Annotated in this window: 21 protein-coding genes; 11 read left to right on the top strand and 10 right to left on the bottom strand. The window is 62.4% G+C overall.

The window, feature by feature from the left end; translation table 11 throughout:
- Positions 1–50 precede the first annotated feature (50 nt).
- Together G502_RS0105480 and G502_RS0105475 are read left to right on the top strand one after the other, a co-directional pair.
- Entirely contained in the window at positions 51–1,415 is a 1,365-nt protein-coding gene (locus G502_RS0105480; RefSeq protein WP_022727655.1) for an MBL fold metallo-hydrolase RNA specificity domain-containing protein, read from the top strand.
- 118 nt (positions 1,416–1,533) lie between these two features.
- Complete coding sequence (locus G502_RS0105475; protein WP_162140948.1) at positions 1,534–2,394, top strand: aldo/keto reductase; 861 nt, start codon at positions 1,534–1,536, stop codon at positions 2,392–2,394.
- Positions 2,395–2,441: 47 nt separating this feature from the next.
- Here the strand turns inward: G502_RS0105475 and G502_RS0105470 are convergent, their stop codons facing one another.
- Both G502_RS0105470 and G502_RS0105465 read right to left on the bottom strand, forming a co-directional pair.
- Positions 2,442–3,332 (bottom strand): dihydrodipicolinate synthase family protein, encoded by an 891-nt coding sequence (locus tag G502_RS0105470; RefSeq protein WP_026989106.1) that lies wholly within the window; start codon positions 3,330–3,332, stop codon positions 2,442–2,444.
- 136 nt (positions 3,333–3,468) lie between these two features.
- Positions 3,469–4,152: a pyridoxamine 5'-phosphate oxidase family protein gene (locus tag G502_RS0105465; RefSeq protein WP_026989105.1), complete on the bottom strand. Its 684-nt coding sequence runs from the start codon at positions 4,150–4,152 to the stop codon at positions 3,469–3,471.
- Positions 4,153–4,270: 118 nt separating this feature from the next.
- Between G502_RS0105465 and pdxR the strand changes: the two genes are divergently transcribed.
- On the top strand, positions 4,271–5,854 hold the full coding sequence (gene pdxR, locus G502_RS18775; protein WP_022727651.1) for a MocR-like pyridoxine biosynthesis transcription factor PdxR: 1,584 nt from the start codon (positions 4,271–4,273) through the stop codon (positions 5,852–5,854).
- Here the strand turns inward: pdxR and G502_RS0105455 are convergent.
- Both G502_RS0105455 and G502_RS18770 read right to left on the bottom strand, forming a co-directional pair.
- Entirely contained in the window at positions 5,830–6,714 is an 885-nt protein-coding gene (locus tag G502_RS0105455; RefSeq protein WP_022727650.1) for a 4-(cytidine 5'-diphospho)-2-C-methyl-D-erythritol kinase, read from the bottom strand. The genes pdxR and G502_RS0105455 overlap by 25 nt on opposite strands.
- A 14-nt stretch (positions 6,715–6,728) precedes the next feature.
- Positions 6,729–8,522, bottom strand: a complete 1,794-nt coding sequence (locus tag G502_RS18770; protein ID WP_022727649.1) for a tetratricopeptide repeat protein — start codon at positions 8,520–8,522, stop codon at positions 6,729–6,731.
- A gap of 219 nt (positions 8,523–8,741) precedes the next feature.
- On the opposite strand from G502_RS18770, the gene chrA reads away from it, so the two are divergent.
- Positions 8,742–9,971 carry a chromate efflux transporter gene (gene chrA / locus G502_RS0105445; RefSeq protein ID WP_051152077.1) on the top strand — a complete coding sequence of 410 codons (1,230 nt, stop codon included), beginning with the start codon at positions 8,742–8,744 and terminating at the stop codon, positions 9,969–9,971.
- Between the two features lie 6 nt (positions 9,972–9,977).
- On the opposite strand, the gene G502_RS0105440 is transcribed toward chrA, so the two are convergent.
- Entirely contained in the window at positions 9,978–11,630 is a 1,653-nt protein-coding gene (locus G502_RS0105440) for an electron transfer flavoprotein-ubiquinone oxidoreductase (RefSeq protein WP_022727647.1), read from the bottom strand.
- A 218-nt stretch (positions 11,631–11,848) separates the two neighbouring features.
- On the opposite strand from G502_RS0105440, the gene G502_RS18765 reads away from it, so the two are divergent.
- The 3 genes from G502_RS18765 (at position 11,849) to moaB (ending at position 15,326) form a co-directional block, all read left to right on the top strand.
- A complete protein-coding gene (locus tag G502_RS18765; RefSeq protein WP_051152050.1) occupies positions 11,849–12,754 on the top strand; it encodes a uracil-DNA glycosylase in 906 nt (301 codons plus the stop codon).
- A 139-nt stretch (positions 12,755–12,893) separates the two neighbouring features.
- Complete coding sequence (locus G502_RS18760) at positions 12,894–14,747, top strand: lytic transglycosylase domain-containing protein (RefSeq protein ID WP_022727645.1); 1,854 nt, start codon at positions 12,894–12,896, stop codon at positions 14,745–14,747.
- 42 nt (positions 14,748–14,789) lie between these two features.
- Positions 14,790–15,326: a molybdenum cofactor biosynthesis protein B gene (gene moaB / locus G502_RS0105425; RefSeq protein ID WP_022727644.1), complete on the top strand. Its 537-nt coding sequence runs from the start codon at positions 14,790–14,792 to the stop codon at positions 15,324–15,326.
- 13 nt (positions 15,327–15,339) lie between these two features.
- Here the strand turns inward: moaB and G502_RS0105420 are convergent, their stop codons facing one another.
- Genes G502_RS0105420 through G502_RS0105410 form a run of 3 tightly spaced genes read right to left on the bottom strand, consistent with a single transcriptional unit; the run spans position 15,340 to position 17,377 of the window.
- Positions 15,340–15,942: a TIGR04282 family arsenosugar biosynthesis glycosyltransferase gene (locus G502_RS0105420; protein ID WP_022727643.1), complete on the bottom strand. Its 603-nt coding sequence runs from the start codon at positions 15,940–15,942 to the stop codon at positions 15,340–15,342.
- Complete coding sequence (locus G502_RS0105415; RefSeq protein WP_022727642.1) at positions 15,939–16,631, bottom strand: TIGR04283 family arsenosugar biosynthesis glycosyltransferase; 693 nt, start codon at positions 16,629–16,631, stop codon at positions 15,939–15,941. Before G502_RS0105415 ends, G502_RS0105420 begins: the two co-directional genes overlap by 4 nt.
- Positions 16,632–16,645: 14 nt before the next feature.
- Positions 16,646–17,377: a hypothetical protein gene (locus G502_RS0105410; RefSeq protein ID WP_022727641.1), complete on the bottom strand. Its 732-nt coding sequence runs from the start codon at positions 17,375–17,377 to the stop codon at positions 16,646–16,648.
- A gap of 332 nt (positions 17,378–17,709) precedes the next feature.
- On the opposite strand from G502_RS0105410, the gene G502_RS0105405 reads away from it, so the two are divergent.
- Together G502_RS0105405 and hisI are read left to right on the top strand one after the other, a co-directional pair.
- On the top strand, positions 17,710–18,816 hold the full coding sequence (locus tag G502_RS0105405; protein ID WP_081649719.1) for a CobW family GTP-binding protein: 1,107 nt from the start codon (positions 17,710–17,712) through the stop codon (positions 18,814–18,816).
- Positions 18,813–19,220, top strand: a complete 408-nt coding sequence (gene hisI, locus G502_RS0105400; protein ID WP_022727639.1) for a phosphoribosyl-AMP cyclohydrolase — start codon at positions 18,813–18,815, stop codon at positions 19,218–19,220. The genes G502_RS0105405 and hisI overlap by 4 nt, the downstream gene beginning before the upstream one ends.
- 58 nt (positions 19,221–19,278) lie before the next feature.
- Here hisI and G502_RS0105395 read toward each other — a convergent pair whose 3' ends face one another.
- Positions 19,279–19,644: a helix-turn-helix domain-containing protein gene (locus tag G502_RS0105395; protein ID WP_022727638.1), complete on the bottom strand. Its 366-nt coding sequence runs from the start codon at positions 19,642–19,644 to the stop codon at positions 19,279–19,281.
- 630 nt (positions 19,645–20,274) lie between these two features.
- Here G502_RS0105395 and G502_RS0105390 point away from each other — a divergent pair.
- Positions 20,275–22,014 (top strand): putative bifunctional diguanylate cyclase/phosphodiesterase, encoded by a 1,740-nt coding sequence (locus tag G502_RS0105390; protein WP_022727637.1) that lies wholly within the window; start codon positions 20,275–20,277, stop codon positions 22,012–22,014.
- 27 nt (positions 22,015–22,041) lie between these two features.
- Here the strand turns inward: G502_RS0105390 and phaR are convergent, their stop codons facing one another.
- A complete protein-coding gene (phaR, locus tag G502_RS0105385) occupies positions 22,042–22,686 on the bottom strand; it encodes a polyhydroxyalkanoate synthesis repressor PhaR (protein WP_022727636.1) in 645 nt (214 codons plus the stop codon).
- 437 nt (positions 22,687–23,123) lie between these two features.
- Here phaR and G502_RS0105375 point away from each other — a divergent pair, with 437 nt between their 5' ends.
- Positions 23,124–24,365: an alpha/beta fold hydrolase gene (locus G502_RS0105375; protein ID WP_051152045.1), complete on the top strand. Its 1,242-nt coding sequence runs from the start codon at positions 23,124–23,126 to the stop codon at positions 24,363–24,365.
- Positions 24,366–24,484: the final 119 nt, after the last annotated feature.

Genomic DNA, 24,484 nt, shown 5'->3' with positions numbered 1-24,484 from the left:
CAAGGCTGGATTTGTGCTGCGATACCTGAACGCGAACTGAGGGGGAAACCATGGCGCCGCAGTTGATCTTTTTAGGTGGTGTCGGAACCGTTACCGGATCCAAGTATCTCCTCGAAGTCGGAGGCCTGCGTGTCCTGGTGGATTGCGGCCTGTTCCAGGGGTTCAAGCAGCTGCGCCTGCGCAACTGGGCGCCTTTCCCGGTCGAGCCGGGAAGCATCGATGTGGTGGTGCTCACGCACGCGCATCTGGACCATTCGGGCTACCTGCCCCTGCTGGTGAAGAAGGGTTTTTCAGGTCCCGTGCTGACCACGGAAGCAACCCGGGACCTCTGCCGATTGTTGCTGCCCGACAGTGGCTACCTGCAGGAAAAGGATGCCGACTACGCCAATCGCCATGGCTTTTCCAAGCACCATCCGGCACTGCCGCTCTATACCGCGGAAGATGCCTTGGCGTCCCTGACCTATTTCTCCCCCGTGGCTTTCCGGCGGTGGCACAGGATTTCCGAGCGCGTGTCCATCCGTTTCCAGCCGGCGGGGCATATCCTGGGTGCGGCGATCGTCGAGGTGCGCTGCGACGGGCAGACTATAGTCTTTTCCGGGGACCTGGGCCGGCCGGGAAGCGCCACCATGGTGGATCCCACGATCATGGAGCAGGCCGAGTACCTGTTGGTGGAATCCACCTATGGCAACCGGCGTCACGACGGCGCGGACCCCGAGGATGTCCTGGAGGATATCATAAACCGAACGGCGGCGCGCGGCGGAACGCTCGTGGTTCCCGCATTTGCCGTCGGTCGCGCGCAATCCCTTCTCTATCACCTGGAACGTCTCAAGGCGGCCAAGCGGATCGTGGATCTGCCGGTGTTCCTGGACAGCCCCATGGCGATCAATGCCACCGAGATCTTCTGCAGCGAGGTGGGCGAACACAGACTGACGCTGAAGGAGCGGCGCCGAGCCTGCAATGTCGCCCAGTATGTGCGGGAGGTGGAGGACTCGAAGGCCCTGGATCAGGATTCGATGCCGAAGATCATCATTTCGGCCAGCGGCATGGCGACCGGCGGCCGTGTGCTGCATCACCTGAAGCACTATGCGCCGGACCCCAAGAACACCATTCTCTTCACCGGGTTCCAGGCAGGCGGGACGCGGGGGGCATCCATGCTGGAAGGCGCGGAAAGCGTCAAGATTCACGGCGGTTATGTTCCCGTCCGCGCCGAGGTGGTCAATCTGCAGATGCTGTCGGCCCATGCGGATGCCGACCAGATCATGGATTGGCTGGGGCATTTCCAAAAACCCCCGAAGACGACATTCATAACTCATGGCGAACCGGCGGCCGCCGATGCACTGCGTCATCGCATCGAGGAAGAGCTTGGCTGGCGTTGCCTGGTGCCGGAGTATCGCGATCAGGTCGATCTGATCTGAGACGACGAATAGGGAGTGGCAGAATATGAGCGCGCTCGGGAAACAAAAGAACAAGAGGTTTGGTAGGCGGCAGGTGCTTCAGGCCGGTGCGGGACTTGCCGGAGTCGCCTTACTGCCCTTGACCAGAACCAAGGCCATGATGGCAGCAGCCGATTCCGGTATGCGCAAACGCGCAATTCCGGGCAGCGAAGAGGAGCTACCCGTCATGGGTTTGGGGTCGTCGGGGTCCTTTGAAGGCCAGGATCCCGCCAAGCTGGATGCCCTGGCCGAGGTCATGGAAGAGTTCGTGGAGCTGGGTGGCACGCTTCTGGATACCTCGCCCAGCTATGGCAACGCCGAAGCCAATATCGGCCGTATCGCACGGGATCTAGGCGTACGCGACAGGCTGTTCATGGCCACCAAGGTGCGCAGCCAGGGCGAGCAGGACGGCATCGAGCAGATGGCGCGTTCGGCCGAGCTGCTGGGTGAGCCCATCGACCTGATGCAGATCCATAACTTCATCGGGTTGGAAACTCAGTGGAGGACCCTCAAATCCATGCGCGAGGAAGGTCGCGTCCGCTACATCGGCCTCACGCATTTCCGCACCAGCGCCTTCGAGCAGCTGGAGCAGGAAATGAGGAACAAGGACATGGACTTCGTCCAGTTCAATTACTCACTCATGACCCCGGAGGCCGAAGAGCGCCTGCTGCCGCTGGCCGCGGATCGCGGCATTGCCGTCATCGTCAACCGGGCCTTCAACGATGGCCGCTTCTTCGGTCTGGTGAAAGGCCAGCCGCTGCCGGACTATGCGGCTGAATTCGATTGCGAGTCCTGGGCCCAGTTCGCGCTGAAGTACGTCCTGAGTCACCCGGCCGTCACGGTGGTCATCCCGGCCACGAGCAAGCCCGAACACCTGATGGACAACATGCAGGCCGGTTTCGGTGCCCTGCCGGACGAGGCCATGCGCGAGCGTATGCGGGAGACCATGGCCTCGCTCTAGGAGACCAGCTGGGCGCATCGTCCCAGGCTGCTCCAACTACGGGATGCTCAGAAGAGTTCCAGTTCGTCCAGGCAGGCACTCAGTTCTTCTCGATCCGCGCCCTGAAGGGACAAGAGGGGTTCAGGCAGGCAGGGGTGGGCAACGCGTCCGCGCAGTTCCGCAGCGGTGGCCATCACCCGCAAGCTGCCATGACGCTTGTAAAGCTTCCAGATTGGCTCCAGCTGCGCGCTCAAGCGTGTGGCCTCAGCTGTCTGGCCAGCCTGTGCTGCCCGTGTAATGGCCAGGGCGGCTTCGGGAAAAAGCCCTCCAATGACCGAGTACCAGGCTTCGCAGCCTGCATTCAGTCCTGTCGCCGCCACGGCGTCGCCGCTGATGCCCAGCGAAACATCTGCGGGGATGACCCTGCGCAATTGCTCGATCCGTTGCCGCGCTGTCTCCGGATCCTCTGGCACGGGCGGGATTTTTATGGACGCGACCTTGGGCAGCTGTGCAATCCGGACATGCAGGGCCTCACTAAACGCGAAGTGCGTGGTTGCTGGATTGTCGTACAGACACAGGGGCACCGAGAGGTTGCCTGATACAGTCTCATAGAGGCGGAAGACCTCTTCGTCGGAAAGCTTTTGGTAGGACATGGGCGGCAGGAGAACACCACTTGCGCCAGCCTTCTGTGCATCTTCGGCCAGGAAAAGGACATCGCGTGTTCGCAGGGCGCCAATGCCAACCATCACCGGTATGCCGCCTGCTAGCTGAACAGAAAGCTCTGCGATTCGTGCGCGTTCTGAGCGCGTGAGATAGGCATAGTTTCCGGTCGAGCCCAGGCTGCCTATGGAATCGACGCCGGCGGACACAAGACGTTCCATGAGTCCGGCAAAGGTGGTTTCGTCCACCCTGCTTTCATTCATGGGGGTCAAGGGAAAGGCACTGAGGCCGGAAAACATGGAAATCTGCTCCTGATGAAAGAGGGGTCTGCCCAAGCTTGTTGGCAGCATCATGATCCACTGCGCAAGACGCGAGTAGGGCTCCTGCGCCTATAGGCCTCGGTTCTGACCGGAGGTTACTGGAACCCGACCGTCCTCACCCCAGCCGGATCTTCCGCACGTACTCCGGCGTTGCGACACCTTCCTTCAGTTGGCTGTCCGGTTCAGGCTGGCCGATTTCGCGGGTAATGGGCACGACACCGGCCCAGATGTCCAGTTCGTAGTCCTCGTCATCGTCGATAGGGCCGCCTTCGCGGATCTTGCAGGCGACCTCCTCCAGCTTGAGGGAGAGCAGGCTGGTGGCCTTGAGCTCCTGCCCGGTGACCGGGCGCAGGTCGGCCCAGCGGCCGGGCGTGATGCGCTCGACGAAGCTTTCCAGAACTGCGCTCTTCTCGGCCTCGTCCTCGACCGGCTCGGCGGTGCCGTAGGCCATGACCGAGCGGTAGTTGAAGGAGCTGTGGAAGCCGGAGCGGGCGAAGACAACGCCGTCCAGGAAGCTAACCGTGAAACAGACCGGCACGCCCTTCTTCAACTGCTTCAGCATGCGGCTGGCCGAGGAACCGTGCCAGTAGACCCGGTCGCCCAGGCGCACATAGGCGGTGGGCGTGACATAGGGCTGGCCGTCGACGACATAACCCACATGACATTCCAGGCCGGCGTCGAGCACACGATAAACCTGTTCGCGCTCGGTGACGGCGCGCTTGTTCGCCCGGCGCAGGCGCGTGCGGTCGGTGACTTCGAAGGACTCTGTCGGGGGTGAACCGCCTTGGTTTTCGGACATGAATGAACTCGTCTGATGCGGATTAGGAATGATGAGGCGATCATGTTGCTGGAATGGCTTTTTAAAAAGGTCCATAATCAGAAATTCCATAGAGCCATTTTCAAGGTGAACCCAAGCGATGTCGCGAAAGGCGTCTCGGGCCAGTCTGATCGCCCTGTCCCTGGAGCGTGGGCCGAACGCAGTTCCGCTTCATCTTCAGATCTATGCGCAATTACGACAGGCGGTCCTGGAGGGGCGTTTGGCGGCGGACACACGCCTGCCCTCCAGCCGCCTGCTGGCCGAGGAATCCGGCTGTTCTCGCAATACGGTCCTGAACGCCTATGAGCAGTTGGCCGCGGAGGGCTATATCGTAGGGCGCGTGGGGGCCGGCTCCTACATCAGCCGGGTGCTGCCCGAGGACCTGCAGCCCCAGGACAGTAAACAAGAACAGGACAGCAGGCAGGCAGGCGCCGCTTCATCGCAGCAGGAAGGCCTGGAACCGGAAGGGCCGTTTCTGGCGCGCCGGGCGCGCCGTATCCTGGAAGGCAGCCGACAGCAGCGCCCCACGGGCCTGCCGGCCTTTGCACCCTTTTCCGTGGGGGCGCCGGATGGACGGCATTTCCCCTTCGATGTCTGGGGGCGCCTGGCTGGGCGTTTCTGGCGTGCCCCCGATCCCCTGTTGCTGAAGCAGGGGGATCCGGCGGGCCTACCCGAACTGCGCCAGGCCATCACGGATTATCTGGGCGGAGTGCGTTCGCTGAAGGTGGATCCCGAGCAGATCTTCATCACCAGCGGCTCGCAGCAGGCCCTGACTTGGGCCTGCCGCCTGCTGCTGGATCCAGGCGACCGTGTGTGGGTCGAGGATCCGGGTTACAGCGGCTTCCGTGCGCCGCTGCTGGCTGCCGGAGCCGAAACCACTCCGGTTTCGGTGGACGGTGAGGGCGTCTGCGTGGACGAAGCCCTGGCCGGGCCCCAGGCCCGTCTGGCCGTCGTGGCGCCGGCGCGCCAGTTCCCGACAGGCGCCACCCTGTCGCTGGCGCGCCGTCTGGAACTGCTGCGCTGGGCGCGCGCGACAGATGGCTGGGTCATCGAAGACGATTACGACAGCGAGTACCGCTATGCGGGCCGCCCCCTGGCGCCGCTGCAAAGTCTGGGCGAGGGGGCGGGGCGGGTGCTCTACATCGGCAGCTTTTCGAAGGTGCTCTTCTCGGGTATACGCCTGGGTTATCTGGTGGTGCCGCCGGAGTTGGCAGAGCCCCTGCGCCGCTTGCGAAGGGCCATCGAAGACCATCCGCCCCTGGCGATGCAGCCTGTGTTGGCCGCCTTCATGCGCGAAGGGCACTTCGCGGCTCATGTGCGGCGCATGCGCCTGATCTATGCCAGGCGTCAGGACTGCCTGCGACAGCTCTGTGCGGACCATTTGCCCGGGGACTCTCGACTGGAAGGGCTGGAGGCCGGTTTGCACCTGGTGGCCCGCTTGCCTGAAAATCGGGCGCTGCGAGACCAGGCCGTGGCCGCGCGCGCCCGCGCACAGGGGCTGATGGTCCAGGCGTTGAGCAGCTACTGCCTGACGTCGGAAAGGCAGGCCGGGCAACAGGGGTTGCTGCTGGGTTTTGCTGCCACGGCGCGTTCGGAAATGCCCTGGGCCGTGCGGGCGCTGGCGAGTGCCCTGCGGGAGACCAATTCAGGCAACGGCGGTCAGGCAATCCACCAATCGGGATGATCCTGGCGCAAGCGGGCCGCCGCCCGATCCCGGGCCGGGGTGCTGCGATAGAGGGCAAAACAGCTGGCGCCGCTGCCGCTCATGCGGGCCAGGGCGCAGTCGCGCGTTTCTTTCAGGGCCGCCAAAGCCTGCGCAATCTCGGGCGCCAGGGCACAGGCCGGGCCTTCCAGGTCATTGCGGCGTTTGCGCAGTACGTCGAACAGGAACTCCGGGTCCGTGTCGATCCGTGGCATGTCCTGCCCCTGCGACCAGGGCTGGGCCAGCCGGCGGAAAATGGCGCCGGTTGACACAGGCACACCGGGATTGACCAACAGGAGGTGCAACGGAGGCAAGAAAGGAACCGGGAGCAGTTGCTCGCCGATCCCCTGCATGTGGATGGATCGGCCTTCCAGGCAGACAGGGACATCGGCCCCCAGATCCAGGGCCAGGGCCTGTCGCCTATCCGGGGGTAGGTGTTTGCCCTGGATCCTTTCCAGCAGGCGCAGGGTTGCCGCTGCATCGGCCGAACCGCCGCCCAGACCGGCGGCCAGGGGCAGGTTCTTGGTCAGTTTCAAATGGAATGCTGGCGTTTGGCCCGTTGCGGCACAGAAGGCGTCCACGGCCCGGGTCACCAGGTTGTCCTCCTCCTGCTGCTGCAAGGCGGCGGCAAAGGGGCCGGCAAGATCTAAAGAGAAGGCCTCGGCCGGACGGATCTCCAACCAATCTCCCACCTCGGCGAAAACCACAAGGCTGTCCAACAGGTGATATCCATCGTCGCGCCGTCCGGTTATCTCCAGCCAGAGATTGACCTTGGCCGGTGCGAATTCATGCAGTTCTTGCGCGGGCTGCAGAAGCGGCCCTGGGGCAGGAGTCTCCGTCATTCTGTGCGGGGCACTCAGATGGGCTGGCCTTCCTCGCGTTCCTCGTCCTCGGACAGGCCCTCTTCCAGCTTGCGTTCGATCTTCGGGATCTCGTCTTCCTCGGGCTCGAGGCTGAGCGCGCGACTCCACTGGATACGGGCTTCACGCTCGCGCCCAGTCTGCCAATAGGCGTCGCCCAGGTGGTCGTTGATGACGGAGTCCTGCGGGCGCAGTTCCACCGCCTTCTCAAGCTGCTCCACAGCCTCCTCGAAACGGCCCAGCCGGTAATAGACCCAGCCCAGGGAATCCACGATATGCCCGTCTTCGGGCTGCATTTCCACGGCCTTGAGCAGCATCTCTTCGGCCTGCTCGTAATTGCGCTTCTGCTCGACCCAGGAATAGGCGAGGTAATTCATGACATAGGGCTGCTCGGGCTGCAGCTCCAGGGCCTTCAGGAAGTCGGCCTCAGCCTGGTCCCAGCGGTCCGTGCGCTCGAAGGCGATGCCACGGAAGTAATAGAGGGTCCATTGCCGCGGCTGGGGGTTGTCCAGGCGTTCGATGGTCCTGTTGTAAGCCTCGGCGGATTCCTCGAAACGTTCCTCCATGCGATAGAAGTTGCCCATGCGATAGTGCGGCTCGAAGCGCTCCGGGCGCATGTCCGCCAGGGCCTCAAGTTCGGCCAGGGCTTCGTCCATGCGATCGAGGTTGTAGAGCTCCTCTGCGATGCGCAGCCGTGTCGACCAGGAAAAGGGCGAATCCTCAGGCATGGCGCTGTAGACGTCGATGGCTGCTCGAGAGCGTCCGGCCTGTTGAAGCATTTCGCCGATCAGCACACGCGTGAGGGTCAGGTTCGGCTCGCTGGCCAGGGCGAAGTGGGCATGGATGATGGCATACTGGACCAGGTTCTCCTGTCCCAGGATGCTGGCGATATCGAAGAGTGCCTGGGCATAGCCCTGCCGGGGCTCTTCCACCAGTGCAGCCGGGGAGCCGTCCTCGTCCAGGCGCCGCAGCATGTCGGCAATGACCAGGCTTTCCGGATCGAGCGCCCGCTGCTCCTCGTAGAGTTCCCGGGCCTGCTCGCGCGCACCATGTCGCTCCAGATAATTCCCAACGACCCGGATGATGCGCAGGGAAAGTTCATTCGATCCTTGCAATAGGGTGTCGATGGAATCCTCTGCGGCGTCCGTGTCACCGAACCAATCGTTCAGCAGCAGCCTGTGCAACTCGACCAGCGGCAGGAGGGCGCCGTCCTGCTCCAGCGTCTCCAGTTGCTCCAGGGCTCCCTGCTTGTCGTCCTGGGCGGCCTTTACCCAAGCCAGCAGGAAGGGATTGGAGACGCTGTTGATTCCCTGGGCTGGTTGTTTGGCGATATGGGTTTCCGCGCGTTCGGCATCACCATCGATCATGGCCTTCGTGGCCTGGGCCAGCTGGCCAATCGGCTGGATGATCCCACGCTCTTCCATGCGTTGCGCCAATTCGACAGCTCTGTCGAAACGGCCTTCGGTGGCCTGCAGGATGAAGGTGTGGACCAGAAGGTTCTCGTTATCGGGCTCCTGGGACAGGACGTTCTGCATGAAGTCGGCGGCACTGGTCAGATCCTGTTCACCTTCTGCAACCAGGGCGGCCAGGTACTGGCCGTATTTCGACCCGCCCCGCAGCAGACTGAGCCCGCTTCCGGTCGCCCCTTGGCTGGAGGCCGAGGCGATAAGGCGGCTGCCATCAGGCGGTGGTTCGGCAGCGCCGGCCTTGCCGACGCTTTCTTCAAAGCCCGAGGCCAGGAATGCAAGGGGCAGGACGGCGAGCAGGATGGTGCGGAAGCGTGCAATCATGAAGACAACCTAATGCATGACGGAGCCCGAGGGAATCGGGTTTGAGGCACTGGCAGCCCCTCAGGGAATCTATGTCAGAACTGCAATGGTCTCAATGTCCCCGAAAGTGCATGACGGTCGGAAGCTGTCGGGGTGTGGGTGACACCAGTGCAAGGCGCACCGGAATGCTGGCCCCGGCAGGGTCATCTGCCCTAAAAGAGAAGAATGGGCAGGGGCGACATGAACAAGCGCGCAGATCAGGACAGCAAGCCGGCCGGAAAGGGCCGCGGCCACTGGCTGGAGGTCTTCCTGGCTTTCCTGCGACTCGGCCTCACCTCCTTCGGCGGGCCGGTGGCGCACCTGGGCTATTTCCGCGAGGAGTTCGTCACACGGCGCGGCTGGTTCACCGAGAAGAGCTATGCCGACCTGGTGGCGCTGTGCCAGTTCCTGCCGGGACCGGCCAGCAGCCAGGTTGGCCTCAGCATCGGCCTGGCACGCGCGGGCTTGCCGGGGGCGCTGGCGGCCTGGACGGCTTTCACCCTGCCTTCGGCCCTGCTGCTGACCGTCTTTGGCTACGGTGTTCTGGCGCTCGGCAGCGACATGAACGGGGACTACCTGCGCGGCCTGAAGGCCGCCGCCGTGGCGGTGGTGGCCCATGCCGTCTGGGGCATGGGGCGCAGCCTCTGCCCGGATCGGGAGCGCCTGAGCCTGGCCGTTGCGGGGGCCGTCCTGCTGGTGGTCTGGCCGCATCCCCTGGGCCAGGTCGGCGTAATTCTGGCCGGAGGGGTGATTGGCTGGCTGTTCCTGAAGAGCGAAGAAGAGCGCGACCACACGCCGCTCGATATCACCGTGCCGCGCAGCCTGGCGATAACGGCCCTGGCGGTCTTCTTCCTGCTGTTGGCGAGCCTGCCGCTGCTGGCCGGGTTCTTCCCTGTGCAGGCCCTGGCGCTGTTCGACAGCTTCTATCGCTCCGGCGCACTGGTGTTCGGCGGCGGCCACGTCGTCCTGCCGCTGCTGCAGGCCGAGGTGGTGCCCCCGGGCTGGGTCGGCGAGGACAGCTTCCTCGCCGGTTACGGTGCCGCCCAGGCCGTGCCGGGACCCCTGTTCACCTTCGCCGCCTACCTGGGCACGGTAATGGGACCGGTGCCGAACGGAGTGATCGGGGCGGCCATCTGCCTGGTGGCGATCTTCCTGCCCTCGTTCCTTCTGGTGATCGGGGCCCTGCCGTTCTGGGAGCGACTGCGGCATTTCCAGCCCATGCGCCGCGCCCTGCTGGGGGTCAATGCGGCGGTGGTCGGCCTGTTGCTGGCCGCACTCTACCATCCGGTCTGGACCAGCGGCGTGCGGGCGCCGGGCGACTTTGCCCTGGTGCTGCTGGCCTTCACACTGTTGGCCATCTGGCGCTTGCCGGCCTGGCTGGTCGTGGTGATAACGGCTGCGGCCGGCGTCGGAGTCAGCTTGCTGACCTAGAGCTGTTCACATGTTCGGATAGTTGGGCCCGCCGCCACCTTCGGGTGTGGTCCAGACGATGTTCTGCTTCGGGTCCTTGATATCGCAGGTCTTGCAGTGCACGCAGTTCTGCGCGTTGATCACGAAGCGCGGGTTCGAGCCGTCGTCATCGCGCACCACCTCATAGACGCCGGCCGGGCAGTAGCGCTGCGCCGGTTCGTCATAAAGCGGCAGGTTGTGCTCGATGGGAATCGACTCGTCCTTCAGCTTTAGATGGACCGGCTGGTCCTCCTCATGGTTGGTGTTGGAGATGAAGACGCTGGACAGGCGGTCGAAGGTGATCTCGTTGTCCGGCTTTGGGTAATCGATCTTCGGCATCTGGTCGGCCGCTTTCAGCGTCTCGTGATCCTGGTGCTTGTGATGCAGTGTCCAGGGGAGGCGACCGCCGAAGAGCTTCAGGTCGAGGCCGCCGTAGAGCATGCCCAGCGTCATGCCCCAGCGTGCCGTGGCCGGCCGCAGGTTGCGGGCCTTGTGAAGCTCGTCATGGACCCAGGAGTTACGATAGGCTTCTTCGTAGTTGTCCAGCGTGCCGTAGCCTTCGTCGCCACCGGCCATGCGCTCATGAATCGATTCGGCCGCCATCATGCCGGTTTTCATGGCGGTGTGGCTGCCCTTGATCTTGGGCACATTGAGGAAACCGGCCGTGCAGCCGATGAGCGCGCCGCCCGGAAAGGCCAGCTTGGGCACCGACTGGAAACCGCCCTCGTTGAGTGCGCGGGCACCATAGGAGATGCGCTTGCCGCCCTTCAGCATGGGTTTGATGGCCGGGTGCAGCTTGAAACGCTGGAACTCGTGGAAGGGCGAGAGGTGCGGATTCTGGTAGTCCAGCCCCACCACGTAGCCGACATAGGCCTGGTTGTTCTCGAGATGGTAGATGAAGGAGCCGCCCCAGGTCTTGTCGTCCATGGGCCAGCCCGAGGAATGTAGAACGAAACCTTCCTTGTGCTGGGCTGGGTCCAGCTCCCAGAGCTCCTTGAGGCCGATGCCGTAGGTCTGGGGATCGCTGCCTTCGCGCAGCTTGAAACGCGCCTCGAGGTCCTTGGTCAGCGAACCGCGACAGCCTTCGGCGAACAGCGTGTACTTGGCGCGCAGTTCCATGCCCGGCATGTAGCCGTCCTTCTGGCTGCCGTCGCGGGCCACGCCCATGTCGTTGGTGGCTACGCCGGCAACGGCGCCCTCGTCGTTGTAGAGCACTTCGGCCGCAGCGAAGCCGGGATAGATCTCGGCGCCCAGGGCCTCGGCCTGCTCGGCCATCCAGCGGCAGACGTTGCCGAGCGAGACGATGTAGTTCCCGTGATTCTGGGTCTGGGGTGGCAGCAGAGAGATCGGGACGGAATGGCTCTTGCTCTCGGTCAGGAAGAGGAACTTCTCTTCACTGACCGGCGTGTTGAGCGGGGCGTCCTTGTCCTTCCAGTCGGGGATCAGTTCGTTGAGTGCGCGCGGTTCCAGCACGGCGCCGGAAAGGATGTGCGCGCCAACCTCGGAGCCCTTCTCAAGAACGCAGACCGAGATGTCGTTGCCGCTTTCGGCAGCCATCTGGCGCAGGCGAATGGCCGCGGCCAGCCCGGAAGGTCCGGCGCCGACAATGACGACATCGTAGTCCATGTATTCGCGTTCCATCGATCTCTTTCTCCCTTGTTGGATCCTCGGCCCCGTCAGCCCGGTTGGGTCCGTTCATTCGCCCAGGAAACCTACTAGCGCTCCAAGGCGAAGCTGTCACGACGACCGGTTCTTATCCCGGTCCGCCTTCCGGTTGGTCTTTTCATCATCGTCCAGTGGCGGTGATTGCCGTTCCTTCCCGAGGGAAGGGCTGCTAATTTCAGACCATGACGTCTGCAATGTCCAACAGAGAAGCGCGGGCCGCCCTGGAGTGGCTGATCGAGATGGGGGCCGATGAGGCCCTGGAAGAAACGTCTCGCGACCGTTTTCGTGCGCCGGAAGCCCGCGCGGAACAGGCGTCCGTGCCCGCAGCTTCGTCTCAGGCGCAGAACTCCATGACACCGGCACCGCCCACTGCCCGTGACGGGCACAGGGCACAGGGCATGAGCGCGCCCGGGATGTCTGACGCTCAGCCACCGGTCTGGCATCCTGGCGAGCAGGGGCCGCTGCAGCCGGCCGAGGCCGTGTTGCAGAACGCACGCGATGCCGCTGCAGCGGCGAATGACCTGGAAAGTCTGCACGAAGCAATTCGGACTTTCGAAGGCTGTGAGTTGAAGAGGTCGGCCAGCAACACCGTGATCTATCGCGGCAGCAAGTCCGCGAAGGTCATGCTGATCGGCGAGGCACCGGGACGGGACGAGGACATTCAGGGGCAACCCTTCGTGGGCGCAGCAGGCCGCATGCTCGATACCATGCTGGAAAGCGCCGGAATCGCCATCGAGGAAGTCTATATCACCAACATTCTCTTCTGGCGCCCGCCGGGCAACCGGACCCCGGATACGCGCGAGATCGGCCTGTGCCTGCCCTTCGTGGAGCGCCAGATCGAGTTGATCCGGCCAGAACTGCTGCTGATGATCGGCAATGTCTCGGTCAAGACCCTGCTGGGCACGACCCAGGGGATCACCCGCCTGCGTGGCAAGTGGTTCGCCTACCAGCATGAAGGTTTGTCGGCACCCATCCCGGCCATTGCCAGCCTGCATCCAGCCTACCTTCTGCGCCAGCCCGCGCAGAAACGCCATGCCTGGCGCGACATGTTGGCATTTCGTGCCGTCCTGCGGGGCGAGACGAAGCCCGAAATCGGCTGAAACCGGCTGTTTTCAAGACCTGGGGCATGCTGTTCACGGCCTGTGGATAACTAAGAGTCTTCTATGGCTGGAAGATTCCGGAAAAGTCAATAAAATGCGCTTGGGGCATTGAAAAGGATAACGGGCGGAAGGAAGATTCGTGCTGACAGAAATCACATGGCGCAGGTCCTGCGCCATAGTGGTGGTGGTTCTGTTTGCTGTCCTGTCCGGACAAACCGTCTTTGACAACGGGGCTGCGGCACAGACCACGCCGGCCATCATCCATGACACGAAAACGGCTGCCTTGCCACAGATCGGCCCGCCGCAACGCGGCGGCTTGCCGAAGGTTCTGTCGGCCCCTGATGAGCGCCGTTATCGAGAAATCTTCACGCTTCAGGAAGCCGGGCGCTGGTCCGCGGCCGATGCCGTGATTGCCCGTCTGGGGGATGACCGTCTGATGGGGCATGTACTGTACCAGCGCTACATGCACCCCACCGACTATCGCTCGAGTTACAGCGAACTGTCCGACTGGTTGGCGGACTATGCCGATCATCCCGGTGCAAAGCGTGTTCACAAACTGGCCATGCAACGCCGCCCTTCCAGCCAGGTCGCGCCACCAGAACCGAAAACTGCGGGTCGCTTGAGCCTGGAAATGGACAGTGAGCCAGAGCCGGAGCTACAGGTAAGTGATGACCGCAGCGCGGCTGTTCGCGAGCAGGCCCGCAGCCTGTTGGCCCAGATTCGCAGCAATGTCCTGAATACACGCCTGACGGTCAGCGAGGAAAGGCTGGCCAAGGCGGATACACAGAGGATTCTGAGCCGTGCCGAGATGGCACAGGCGTTGGGCACTGTGGCGCACGGATGGTATTTCCAGGGGGATCTGGGCAAGGCCCTGGAATTGGCGGAGAAGGCCACGGAGAAAGCCTGGAAGCATGCGCCGCGCGCCCACTGGATCGCAGGTCTCTCCGCCTGGCGGCAGGGGCGTCCGGATCGGGCGCGCGGCCATTTCGTCGCCCTGGCCTCTTCGGCCTCCGCTGCGGACAACCAACGGGCGGCCGGTGCCTATTGGGCGGCCCGCGCTGCGCTGAAACAGGAACGCCCGCAGGAGATGAGCCGGTGGTTGCGCGCAGCGTTGAAGTATCCGCGCACCTTCTATGGGTTGATGGCCCATTATGCCCTGGGCTTACGGCCCAGCTTCGATTTTGCGCGCTATGCGCCAGCTTCGGATGTCCTTGAATCCCTGATGGCGCAGCCGCGCATCGCCCGTGCCGTGGCGCTGTCCCAGGCCGGACAGGCGGAGCTGGCCCGCAAGGAATTTGCCCTGCTGGAAGGCAACCTGAGCGGTGAGGAGATAGAGGGTGTGCTCTATCTGGCCGACCGCACGGGCGTTCCTTCGTTGGCTTACCGCTTGGCGGGGGTCATGGTCGGCGAACTGGATTCGGATGACAGGATGGGCTCGCTGGACGTCGGGCTCTATCCCATTCCGCCCTGGGAGCCGCACGGCGGTTTCCAGCTCGATCGCGCCCTGCTCTATGCCTTCATGCGTCAGGAATCGAATTTCCAGACACATGTCAGAAGCGGCTTGGGCGCGCGCGGCCTGATGCAGATAATGCCCGCGACGGCGCGCTATCTGGCCCAGAAGCGGGAGAGTCTGAAACCGATCAGCGGACAGCCGCTGGACAAGCCCGACATCAACCTGGCCTATGCCCAGCAGTACCTGCTCTATCTGATGGAATATCCGCAGGTCGGTGAGGACCTGATCCGCCTGATGGTTTCCTATAATGCCGGGCCTGGTAACCTGCAGAAGTGGGAGGAGCAACTGGCCGATGCCAAGGGAACAATCCTGGAGGATCCGCTGCTGTTCCTGGAAAGCCTGCCGTCCTTCGAGACGCGGCAATTTGTCCGGTCTGTGCTGACCAATCTGTGGATTTACAGGAAGCGCCTGGGTCAAATACCGTCTTCCCTGGAGGATATGGCCAGTGGCGACTGGCCGCGCTACGCCTCCCATGACTGAAAGGCCCCTCGCAGGGGGCGTGGTGGCGAAGGATCAGGCCGCATGGCACCCATTGACGAAAGCCTGCCGTTTCTCTCGGTGAACATAGCCATCCTGACGGTCTCCGACAGTCGTTCGCGGGCTGAGGACAAGTCCGGAGACCGCCTGGAGGAGATGATCCGACGTGATGGCCATCATGTCGTACGGCGCGAGATCTGCCGGGATGAGGTGGACGCGATCACGGCGTTTCTGAACGGCTGTATCGCGACGCCCGAAGTGGATGTGGTGATCTCCACCGGCGGTACGGGCGTCACCGGCCGGGATGTCACGCCCGAGGCCTTTCGGGGCGTTCTTGAAAAGGAGATCGAGGGATTCGGCGAATTGTTCCGCTGGATCAGCTACCAGAAGATCGGAACCTCGACTCTGCAGTCACGGGCGCTGGGCGGTGTGGCCAATGGCACCTATCTCTTCGCCCTGCCAGGCTCTCCGGGCGCTTGTCGCGATGGCTGGGAAGAGGTGCTCCGTCCCCAGCTGGACAGCCGGCATCGCCCCTGCAACCTTGTGGAATTGATGCCTCGCCTGCGCGAACAGTTGGCCTGAAGCCCAGCGCGTCTCAGCCCTCATGTCGCCAGCGCTCCAGGTCGCTGGCCTCGTCGACGTCGTACAGCCTGTCGACCAGGGCGCAGCTTCCCGGCAGGCGTTGCCGCACGATCTCGAAAGCCTGTGCCGTTCCCCAGGGTACTCCTGTGAAGTCTGGTGCCTTGCGTCTGTTCACTCTTGTGCCGATCAGCCAGAAGCCGCCATCTTCGGCCGGTCCCAAGACCCAGTCGCAGCGGTGCACTGCCCTGAGGGCACGCAGGATGTGACGGGGGCGAACGGCGGCAATATCGGCGCCGATGACCAGGCAGGGTCCGGGAATCGTTTTCCGATGAGGGGGAAAGAGTTCCCCCAGGATCCGCTGGCCCAGGTCTCCCGCCTGTTGGCGGTGGCGGGGAAAATGCCGGGCCGGAGGGATCGGCGCATGGGCTGAATGTGGGGTGAGCGCCAGCTCCAGCCGCCAGCGTGGGTCGTTCCCGAGCTTTCGGACCAGCCGATCCAGGTTCCGTCTTTGAAACTGCCAGGCGGCCAATTCCCCGCATTGAGCGGCCAGACGCCGCTTTCCCGTTCCGAAAAGGGGCTGTCGCGCCATGATGACCAGGCGAGCGGGCGATCTCATCGGTATCCTCGCGCCAGGCGTTCCGGAGACGCCCCCAGCAGGAAGAGGGCAAGCCGGCAGAGATTGAGGCTGGGGCGTTTCCACCAGCCCTGCTGCTCGTACTTCTCGGCGGAAGTCGTCACCTCCAGGTCCAGAGGCTTCAGGTGCTTGCGTCCAAGCCGCCGGACAAGGTCCACATCCTCCATGAGAGGGATGTCGCGATAGCCGCCCAGCCTGTTATAGGCAGAGCTGTGTATGAGCAGGCCCTGGTCGCCATAGGGCAGTCCCAGCGTTTCGGTGCGCCAGTTGGCCAGGCGCTCCACGCGCCGGGCCGCGGATTTTGAACTGGCGAAATGCAGTCGTCCGTAACCCGCCCTCTCCCGATTTTTCTCATCTGCCAGGAAGGTCTGGAGGGGCGTTGGCCAGTCGGCTGGCAATTGGCAATCCGCGTGCAGGAAGAACAGCCACTCGCCGACGGCTGCCTGTGCGCCCCTGTGCAGCTGTCCGCCCCGCCCGGGTGGTCCCTCCATAAGGCGGCAGTTCCAAGTGTGCGCCAATTGAAGCGTTTCATCGCTCGAGCCGCCATCGGAGACAATGATTTCCACTTCCTGCTCACGCGCAGTCACGCGCTGCGCCAGCAGGCTGTCCAGACAGGCCGCCAGCTGTTTGCCTGCATTGTATGTGGGAATTATGACCGAAAGGCTGGGCACGTTGCAGTTGGGACTCAGGGGAAGCTGCAGCGTTCGTGCGTGACCTCGACATAGCCGCGCTGCTGCGCCTGAACCGTAAAGCGGTGTTCGCGGTTAGATTCCACCACAGAGAAATGCAGCGGCAGTTCGCCCTCGAACTGGGACTCCTCTCCTCCGATAACCGTTGCCGTTACGCTCAGGGGCTGTTCCGGATCGAACCAGGCCTCGGGGTTGCCATCTTCGTTCACGGCCGAGTCCCCCATGGCCGTGAGGGTGACGGCGCCGTCGCCAAAGCTGGCGCTGTTGTTTCCCTCGTTGGCAAATATCGGTGTGCTGACCAGGAAGCGCCGGCTTCCGGTGGGGCCGCTGCAATCGCGGTCACGGCTGACGGATTCGAGGACGAAAGCCAGCCGCTCGATATCCACGCCCTCCTCGATCCTTGTCCGAGCGAGGTCCAGGAGTTGCGCCATTTCACCTTGCGGAACGTCCTCCTCGTAGCGCTGCTCCAATTGCCTGGCACGTTCCTGGGCGGCCTGCTGCTGGTTCTCCAGGCGTCCGTTCTCGCTCTGTAGCGTACGCACCTGCGCTCGACTGGCGTCCAGTTGCTGGCGCAGCGCATCGCTTTCGCCCTGGCCGATCTGCAAGCCCATGCCATAGGCCATCCATCCGACAGCGCCGAGGAATCCCAGGAAGATGAACAGCTTGATCACTGTCCAGCGCCGCTGTTTGCGGCGGCGTTCATAGGGATCGCGAAAACCCAGGGACATGCTTCAGGTGGCTCCAGTGCAGTGCTGCGGCGGACTTCTCAAGGTTGAGGGGTATATAATCGGGCCCAAACGTCGCCCTGTCCATCGCGTGCAGGTATCGACGGCCGAGCCTGGAATGCTGTTCACCCCTACCGCCGGCATGATACGAAGACAGAACTGTTTGCCAAGCGTGCAGCATCAAGTCAGTCAACAAAACCTGCTATCAGGACGGGCTTCCTTGTTCTGCCTGGCAGGCGCGCTACACTTGCGGCTCAAGGTGAGAGAAATTGAAGTTGCCGGGCTGCAGGCTTCCTGCTGGCCTGCGCAGCCAGCAGGTCATGCGAGGTGATGTCTTGTCTCTGATTCCGGTTTCCATCCTGACGGGCTTCCTGGGCAGCGGGAAGACCACCCTGTTGCGTCATCTGCTGTCCTGTCCGGAACTGTCGGATACGGCCGTGATCGTCAACGAGTTCGGTGAGGTCGGCCTGGACCATGTTCTGGTGGCTGACAGCGAAGAGAAGATCGTCGAGCTCAACAGCGGCTGTCTCTGCTGTACCGTGCGTTGGGATCTGGTCACGACGCTGGATGACCTGTTCACCAAGCGCGAGAACGGCGAGGTGGCAGCTTTCTCGCGCGTGGTCATCGAAACCACGGGGCTGGCAGATCCGGCACCGGTCCTGCACACCCTCATGAACGATCCGAAATTGGCCGCGCGCTTCCGACTGGACGGTGTGATCACCGTGATTGACGGCGTAAACGGTCTTGCGACCCTTGACCGGCATGAGGAGGCCGTAAAGCAGGCCGCCGTCGCCGACCGCCTGGTCATTACAAAGTGCGACCTTCCGGAGGCGGCGTGTGCCGCACTGGAAGCAAGGTTGACCAGCCTCAATCCCGGGGCGCAACGGCAACGCGCCATCATGGGAGAAATCGCGCCTGATGATCTGTTCGGTGCCGGTTTCTATGCCCTGGAGGCGCGCGGCGAGGATGTGCGCCGCTGGCTGCAGGAAGAGGCCTATCGCACGGCTCATGACCATGGGCATGGCGATCATGAGCATGGCGGTCATGGGCCTGGTGGTCATGGGCACGATGTAAATCGCCACGATGATCGCATTCGGGCTTTCTCCATAGTGCGTGAAGAACCGGTATCGGGGGCGGGCTTTTCGCTCTTCCTGGAACTTCTGATGGCCAATCGAGGCCCTGATGTCCTGCGCGTGAAGGGGATCGTGAACATCGAGGAGAAGCCCGAGAAGCCGGCCGTGATTCACGGGGTGCAGCATCTCTTTCACCCGGTGGTCTGGATGGAGGCCTGGCCGGATGAGGACCGCTCGACGCGATTGGTCTTCATCACGCGCGACGTATCGCAGCAATGGATCGAGAAACTTCTGGATTCCCTGACTGGTCCACGCGAAGCCTCCGAGCAGGCGGGGGCCAGCCAAACAGCAGACAAGGCAGGACAATGACGGATGAATGCACGGCTCGTGTCGGCGAGGACGTTATCGAAAAGGTCATTGCTGTCCTGAAGTTCGACGAGTCAGGCCTGATCCCAGCCATTGCGCAACAGCATGACAGTGGCGAAGTCCTGATGCTTGCCTGGATGAATGCACAGGCGGTTGCCGAGACACTACGCCGGGGGCGGGCCTGCTACTGGTCGCGTTCAAGGCAGGCGCTTTGGCGCAAGGGGGAAAGTTCCGGACATGCCCAGCGTCTTGTCGAGTTTCGCTATGACTGTGACCAAGATGCCGTTCTGCTTCTGGTCGAGCAGACGGGGCCAGCTTGTCACACGAATCGTCCGAACTGCTTTTTCCATGCTGTACGCGACGGCGCCGTTCAGATGATTTCGGAGCCCGTGGGTACGGAAACTTGACCCTGGGGAGACTTGACTGGTGGCTGTGGATACAGCCCTGTTTTTAATTGGCGCCGGCTTAGCCTTCTGACACCCGGGCCACGGCCCGGCAGAGGCGTGCCAGGGCTTCACGACAATTCGCATCGGAAATCGACGAGAAGTTTCTTGCCATGTCCAGTCCCAGCCGCTGCTGGGTCAGGGGGCGCGGTGCCTGCTCGGCGGAGATGTCCGCAATAAAGTAGGCAACCTCGATCTCCAGCGCTTCGGCAAGGTCGACCAAGCGTGCAACCGATATGCGGTTGGTGCCGCGCTCATACTTGTGGATCTGCTGATAGGTCAGCCCGACGCGCTGCGCGAGCTGCTGCTGTGTATAGCCCAGTTCCGTCCGGCGTTGACGAATGCGTGTTCCGACGGACTGTTCGATATTGCGGTTACGGATATTCATGATTCTCAGACAGTTAACGCAGAAGTTGCTTTTCAGGTTGTATACCACGTGTGGACAATGCCGTTTTTGTATTCGTGAAAGCAACCAAAAGTTAAAACAAAAAATGCATAGCTGATACGTGATTATGACTGAGCGCTTTTGTCACAGCTGATCTTAGCTTTTTGGAAAAGCTTGCATTTGAGTGAAAATGAAAGAGAAAACAAGGTTTATACGCGTAATGCGGGCAAAAATCACAGGTAGAACCAAGGCGCCTCCTGCCCTGTTATCAAGATGGAAAGATGCGGCCGTGACTTTTTTCGGGCGCAAAAGGGACGATATGGTCACAGGAACCTTAGTGCCCTGATAAGAATGTATAATTTATGTTCTCTCCTTGAGGGTACCTGCCTTTTGGTCATGCAAATGGCTCGACGGCTTGCCTCCATCTACAGAGAATGCAGTTAAACTATGTATCAAGTTGTCCTGATGTTCCCTGTGTTTGTCAGGAGACTTGGCGATCAAAGAGTCCGGCGAAACTTCATGATTTATTAAGACGTGGAATCGATGCTGACCTTTCTCCTTACGCACAGTGGCTCGCAAGAAGGCGAGGATTGGCGGTCAACAAAAGCTTGTACCAGGTAGGGGTAGAAAGCGGTGACGCCGGAAGAACAAAGCGCTTCGCAATGGCAGGACTGGCACCGTGCGGTCGAGACCGCGGGTGACCTGGTCTATCGATTCGACCTTTCCAGCGGCACGCTGGAATGGTTGGGCAACCCTGAATCCTGCCTGGGTCTTGCCCAAGAAGAGGTTCCCGCCACCCTGTCCGCCTTTCTCGAGAGATTACCGCAGGAAGACCGTCTGCGGCGGCAGATGATTCTGGACGATCACCTTCTGGGCCAGGGAGACTATGATTGCGAATACCGTTTCCGGGATGGCCAGGGGGGCTATCATTGGCTGCATGACCGAGGGGCCATGTGGAAGGATGGGGGTGAAGGACACGGTATCCTGACCGGCGTGATGCGCCGTGTGACCGAACGCAAACGCCAGGAGGCACGCCTGGAACGCCTGGCCTGCCAGGATGATCTGACTGCCCTGCCCAATCGCCTGTCCTTGAGTGAGATGCTTCAGGAAGACCTCTCGAACCAAACCGAGGGTGCTTTCCTGGTTCTGGGCCTTGATTCCATGGCGCGTATCAATTCCGTCTATGGCTATCAGGCCGGTGATGCCGTCCTGGTCGAGGCCGCGCGGCGTATCCAGAAAACCTTGCACGCCGATGATTGCCTTGGGCGCATTGGCGGAGATCGTTTCGGCCTGATCCTGAGGGCAACGCCCGAAGATCAGGTGCGCCGTGTTGCACTGGCCCTGCGGGACTGTGTGCGCGAGGCGCCCGTGTCGATCCCCAACGGCGAACTGCACCTCTCGGCGTCCATAGGCGGCGTGCTGTTCGCCGATCGCGAGGGGCATGCCCTGGACCTGATGGCCAAGGCGGAAAGCGCGTTGTTCGATGCCAAGAGGTCAGGGCGCGATTGCATCTCCTTCTATTCCATCTCCGAGGAGCATCGCCAACAGGTGCGTGCCTGCATGGAAGTCGGCAATGCCGTCAAGAATGCGCTGACGGATGGTCGTCTTTGCCTGGCCTATCAGCCCGTGGTCGATGCCAATACCCATGCCGTGCGTTTCCATGAATGCCTGGCACGGCTGCAGGATACCGAGGGCAACCTGATTCCCGCGGCTCAGTTCATTCCCGCCGTGGAGCAGTTGGGCCTCATGCGCCTGTTGGACCTGCACGTGCTGAACCTGGTCCTCTCCGACCTGGAGCGCCATCCCACCATCACGCTGGCGCTCAACATCTCGGGACTGACTGCAGGCGATCACGATTGGCTGCGCACCCTGGTCCAGCGCCTGAGTGGCCGGCCGCAGGTGGCGCGGCGCCTGATCGTCGAGATCACTGAGACAGCAGCCCTGCTGGATGTGGAGGAGACGGCCCATTTCGTGGCCCAAGTGCGCGACCTGGGCTGCCGTGTGGCCCTGGACGACTTCGGGGCCGGATTCAGTACCTTCAATCACCTGAAGGCTCTGACCGTCGATCTGGTGAAGATCGACCGCTCCTTCATCCGAAATATCTCCCGTTCGCCGGAAAATCAGCTGTTCCTGCGCAACCTGCTGAGCCTGGCGCGCGCCTTCAAGCTGGAAACCCTGGCTGAAGGGGCCGAGCAGGCCGAGGAAGCGGCTTACCTGGCGCGGGAAGGCCTGGACATGATCCAGGGTTATTACTTCGGCATGCCGGAAGTCGCGCCAAACTGGCGCCAGCAGTCACCTGTTCCGGATTTGGGTGTCGGCCGGCGCCCATCAACCTTCCTGCTGGGAGGGCAGAAGGACCTGCAGCTGACCTGAAGGGCCGGTGCGCCAGCCCTTGGATTCCTATTTCTTGTTTTTCGAAAGCTTGCCCAGCTCGCTGCGCAGTTCTTCGACCTGCTTTTGCAGTTGCTCCAGCTGTTCTTCGCGATTCTGCGCACTGGAGGCGGCCGCCTTGTCCGATGAACCGGCGCTGCTTGTGGTATCCTGTTCCGGACTGTTCTGAGACTTCTGCTCACCTTCCTCGGCAAAGGGCGTGAACATGCTCATGGTTCGCTGCAGCATGGCCATGTTCTGTTTGCCCAGTTCCTCCATGTTGCCGAAGGGGAAAACCCCGCCCATGGTTTCCTGCATGTTCTTGGCCATGGCCTCCTGGTTGGCGGCAAAGGCATCCATGGTCTGTTCCAGGTAACTTGGCAGCATCCAGCGCATGCCGTGACCGTAGAATGAGATCAATTGGCGCAGGAAGGAAATGGGCAGGAGATTCTCACCCTTGGCCTCTTCCTCGACAATGATTTGAGTCAGGACGGATCGGGTGATGTCATCGCCGCTCTTGGCGTCGTAGACGACAAAATTCACGTCATCCTTAACCATCTGGCAAAGATGATCCAGGGTCACGTAACTACTGGTTGCGGTATTGTACAGTCTTCGATTGGCGTACTTCTTGATGGTTATCGGTGCCGAATCGGCGGTCCGTTCTGATTTCTCCAAGGTTCTACGCCTCACTGGGTTGTGGCATGGCCCACGCATACATGCTGTGTGAGGGGAATAGTGCTGCCCCCGGCGGGGCAGTGTCAATCACCCCGCATTGCGGGAGTGTCTGCTTTTCCTGTCTGTTGCCTGGGCCATGGCCTTGTCGCAACCGGAACGCTATAGTGCGACCATCATGGAAGATGAAGGCAAGACCCGGCAGGAAAGCCATCTGGACGATCTGGCCGAGCGCTACCTTGATCTCAGGGAGCGAGAGGTTTCGTTGCGCGCGGCGGACCCGGAACTTGGACAGGCGCTCGACAACCTGACCGCTGCCTGGATGGCGCATATGCGGAACTGGGCGGCTGCAACCGGCTGGGGTAGTCTGCCCTCTGCCGGGACGATGGCAGATCCGGCCGGCGATCGGTCCGAGCCAGGCAAGGAAGAAGACAGGACGCATGGGAGAAGCGGACGCACAAGCAGCTTCAGGGAAGCCGAGACTGGGACCACGCCCGCTTATGCTGCATCTGGGTCTGGCCCAGATGATCTGGAGCGGATCGAGCGCCGCCTGGCCGAGCTGGAGCAGCGGGTTGCAGAACTTGCCGCCGAGCCTGCGCAGCGAAGAGGAAGCCCTGCGGCTGGAACTGGCTCGCGGCGCAGACGCGCCGGCAAGCCTGGCAAGCGCCCTGGACCGTCAGATTCGCAAGAGACGGGGGGAACTGCTTGATGGCATCACCGCCTACAGAGGCCATGCCTATCGGCGCAACCTGGCCGACCCTCCGGCTCTCTGGGCGGAGGGAACGGCACGCCTTCTGGATTATGGTGGTGAAGGGCCTGCGGTTCTGCTGGTCCCCTCGCTGATCAATCGCGGCTACATCCTGGACCTTTCGGAAAGCTGTTCGCTGGCCCGCTGGCTGTCTGGGCAGGGGTTCCGCGTTTTCCTCATGGACTGGGGCGCCCCCGGGGACAGTGAGCGCGCATTCACATTGACCGACTATGTCGCCGGATACCTGGAGGCGGCCCTGGATGCCTTGCACCGGGAAACACAGACCAAGCCGTTGCTACTGGGCTACTGCATGGGCGGACTGCTGGCCCTGGCACTGGCGCAGCGCCGCCCGGGCGATCTGAGCGCCCTGGCCCTGCTCGCGACACCCTGGGATTTCCATACCGCTCCGGGCCAGGCGGCACTGGGGCGGGCAGCCCTGGCCACCTGGGGCTCCTTGATGGATATCATCGGAGAGCTGCCGGTGGATATCCTGCAGGCGCTCTTCGCGCTCGTGGATCCGATGGCAACGGTGCGCAAGTTCCGCCACTTTGCGAAGCTGGATCAGGACAGTGCGCAGGCCCATGCCTTTGTGGCCCTCGAGGACTGGCTGAACGACGGCGTGCCCCTGGCCGCACCCGTGGCCCGTGAGTGCCTGGGTGGCTGGTATGCGGTCAACTCGGCCCGTGAAGGGCGCTGGCGCCTGGCCGGCCGGCCAGTGGACCCCAGGACAGTCGAACTGCCCTGCTTATGCATTGTTCCCTCCGAGGACCGGATCGTGCCGCCGGAATCGGCCCTGTGCCTTGCGCGGGCCCTGCCGGACTGTGCCATTCACCGGCCCAGGGCGGGGCATATCGGCATGGTTGCCAGCCGTGGCGCCCGTACGCGCGTTTGGGAGCCATTGCGTGACTGGATGCGGGAAAAAGCGGTTTCTTAACTTGTCCCTTTCGGGAGGCAGGTTGTACTCTCTGGTCATATTGCGGTGCAAAAATCAGGGGCGGCTTCTTAACATTCCGCGATTTCGCCCCAAGCTGTATGGACGGAATACATAAATCC

Origin of the sequence: Fodinicurvata sediminis DSM 21159, assembly GCF_000420625.1 — a bacterium.
In the GTDB taxonomy this organism is placed as follows: domain Bacteria; phylum Pseudomonadota; class Alphaproteobacteria; order Kiloniellales; family DSM-21159; genus Fodinicurvata; species Fodinicurvata sediminis.
Note: the sequence above shows the minus strand (reverse complement) of the source record. Positions and strands in the feature narration are given on the sequence as shown.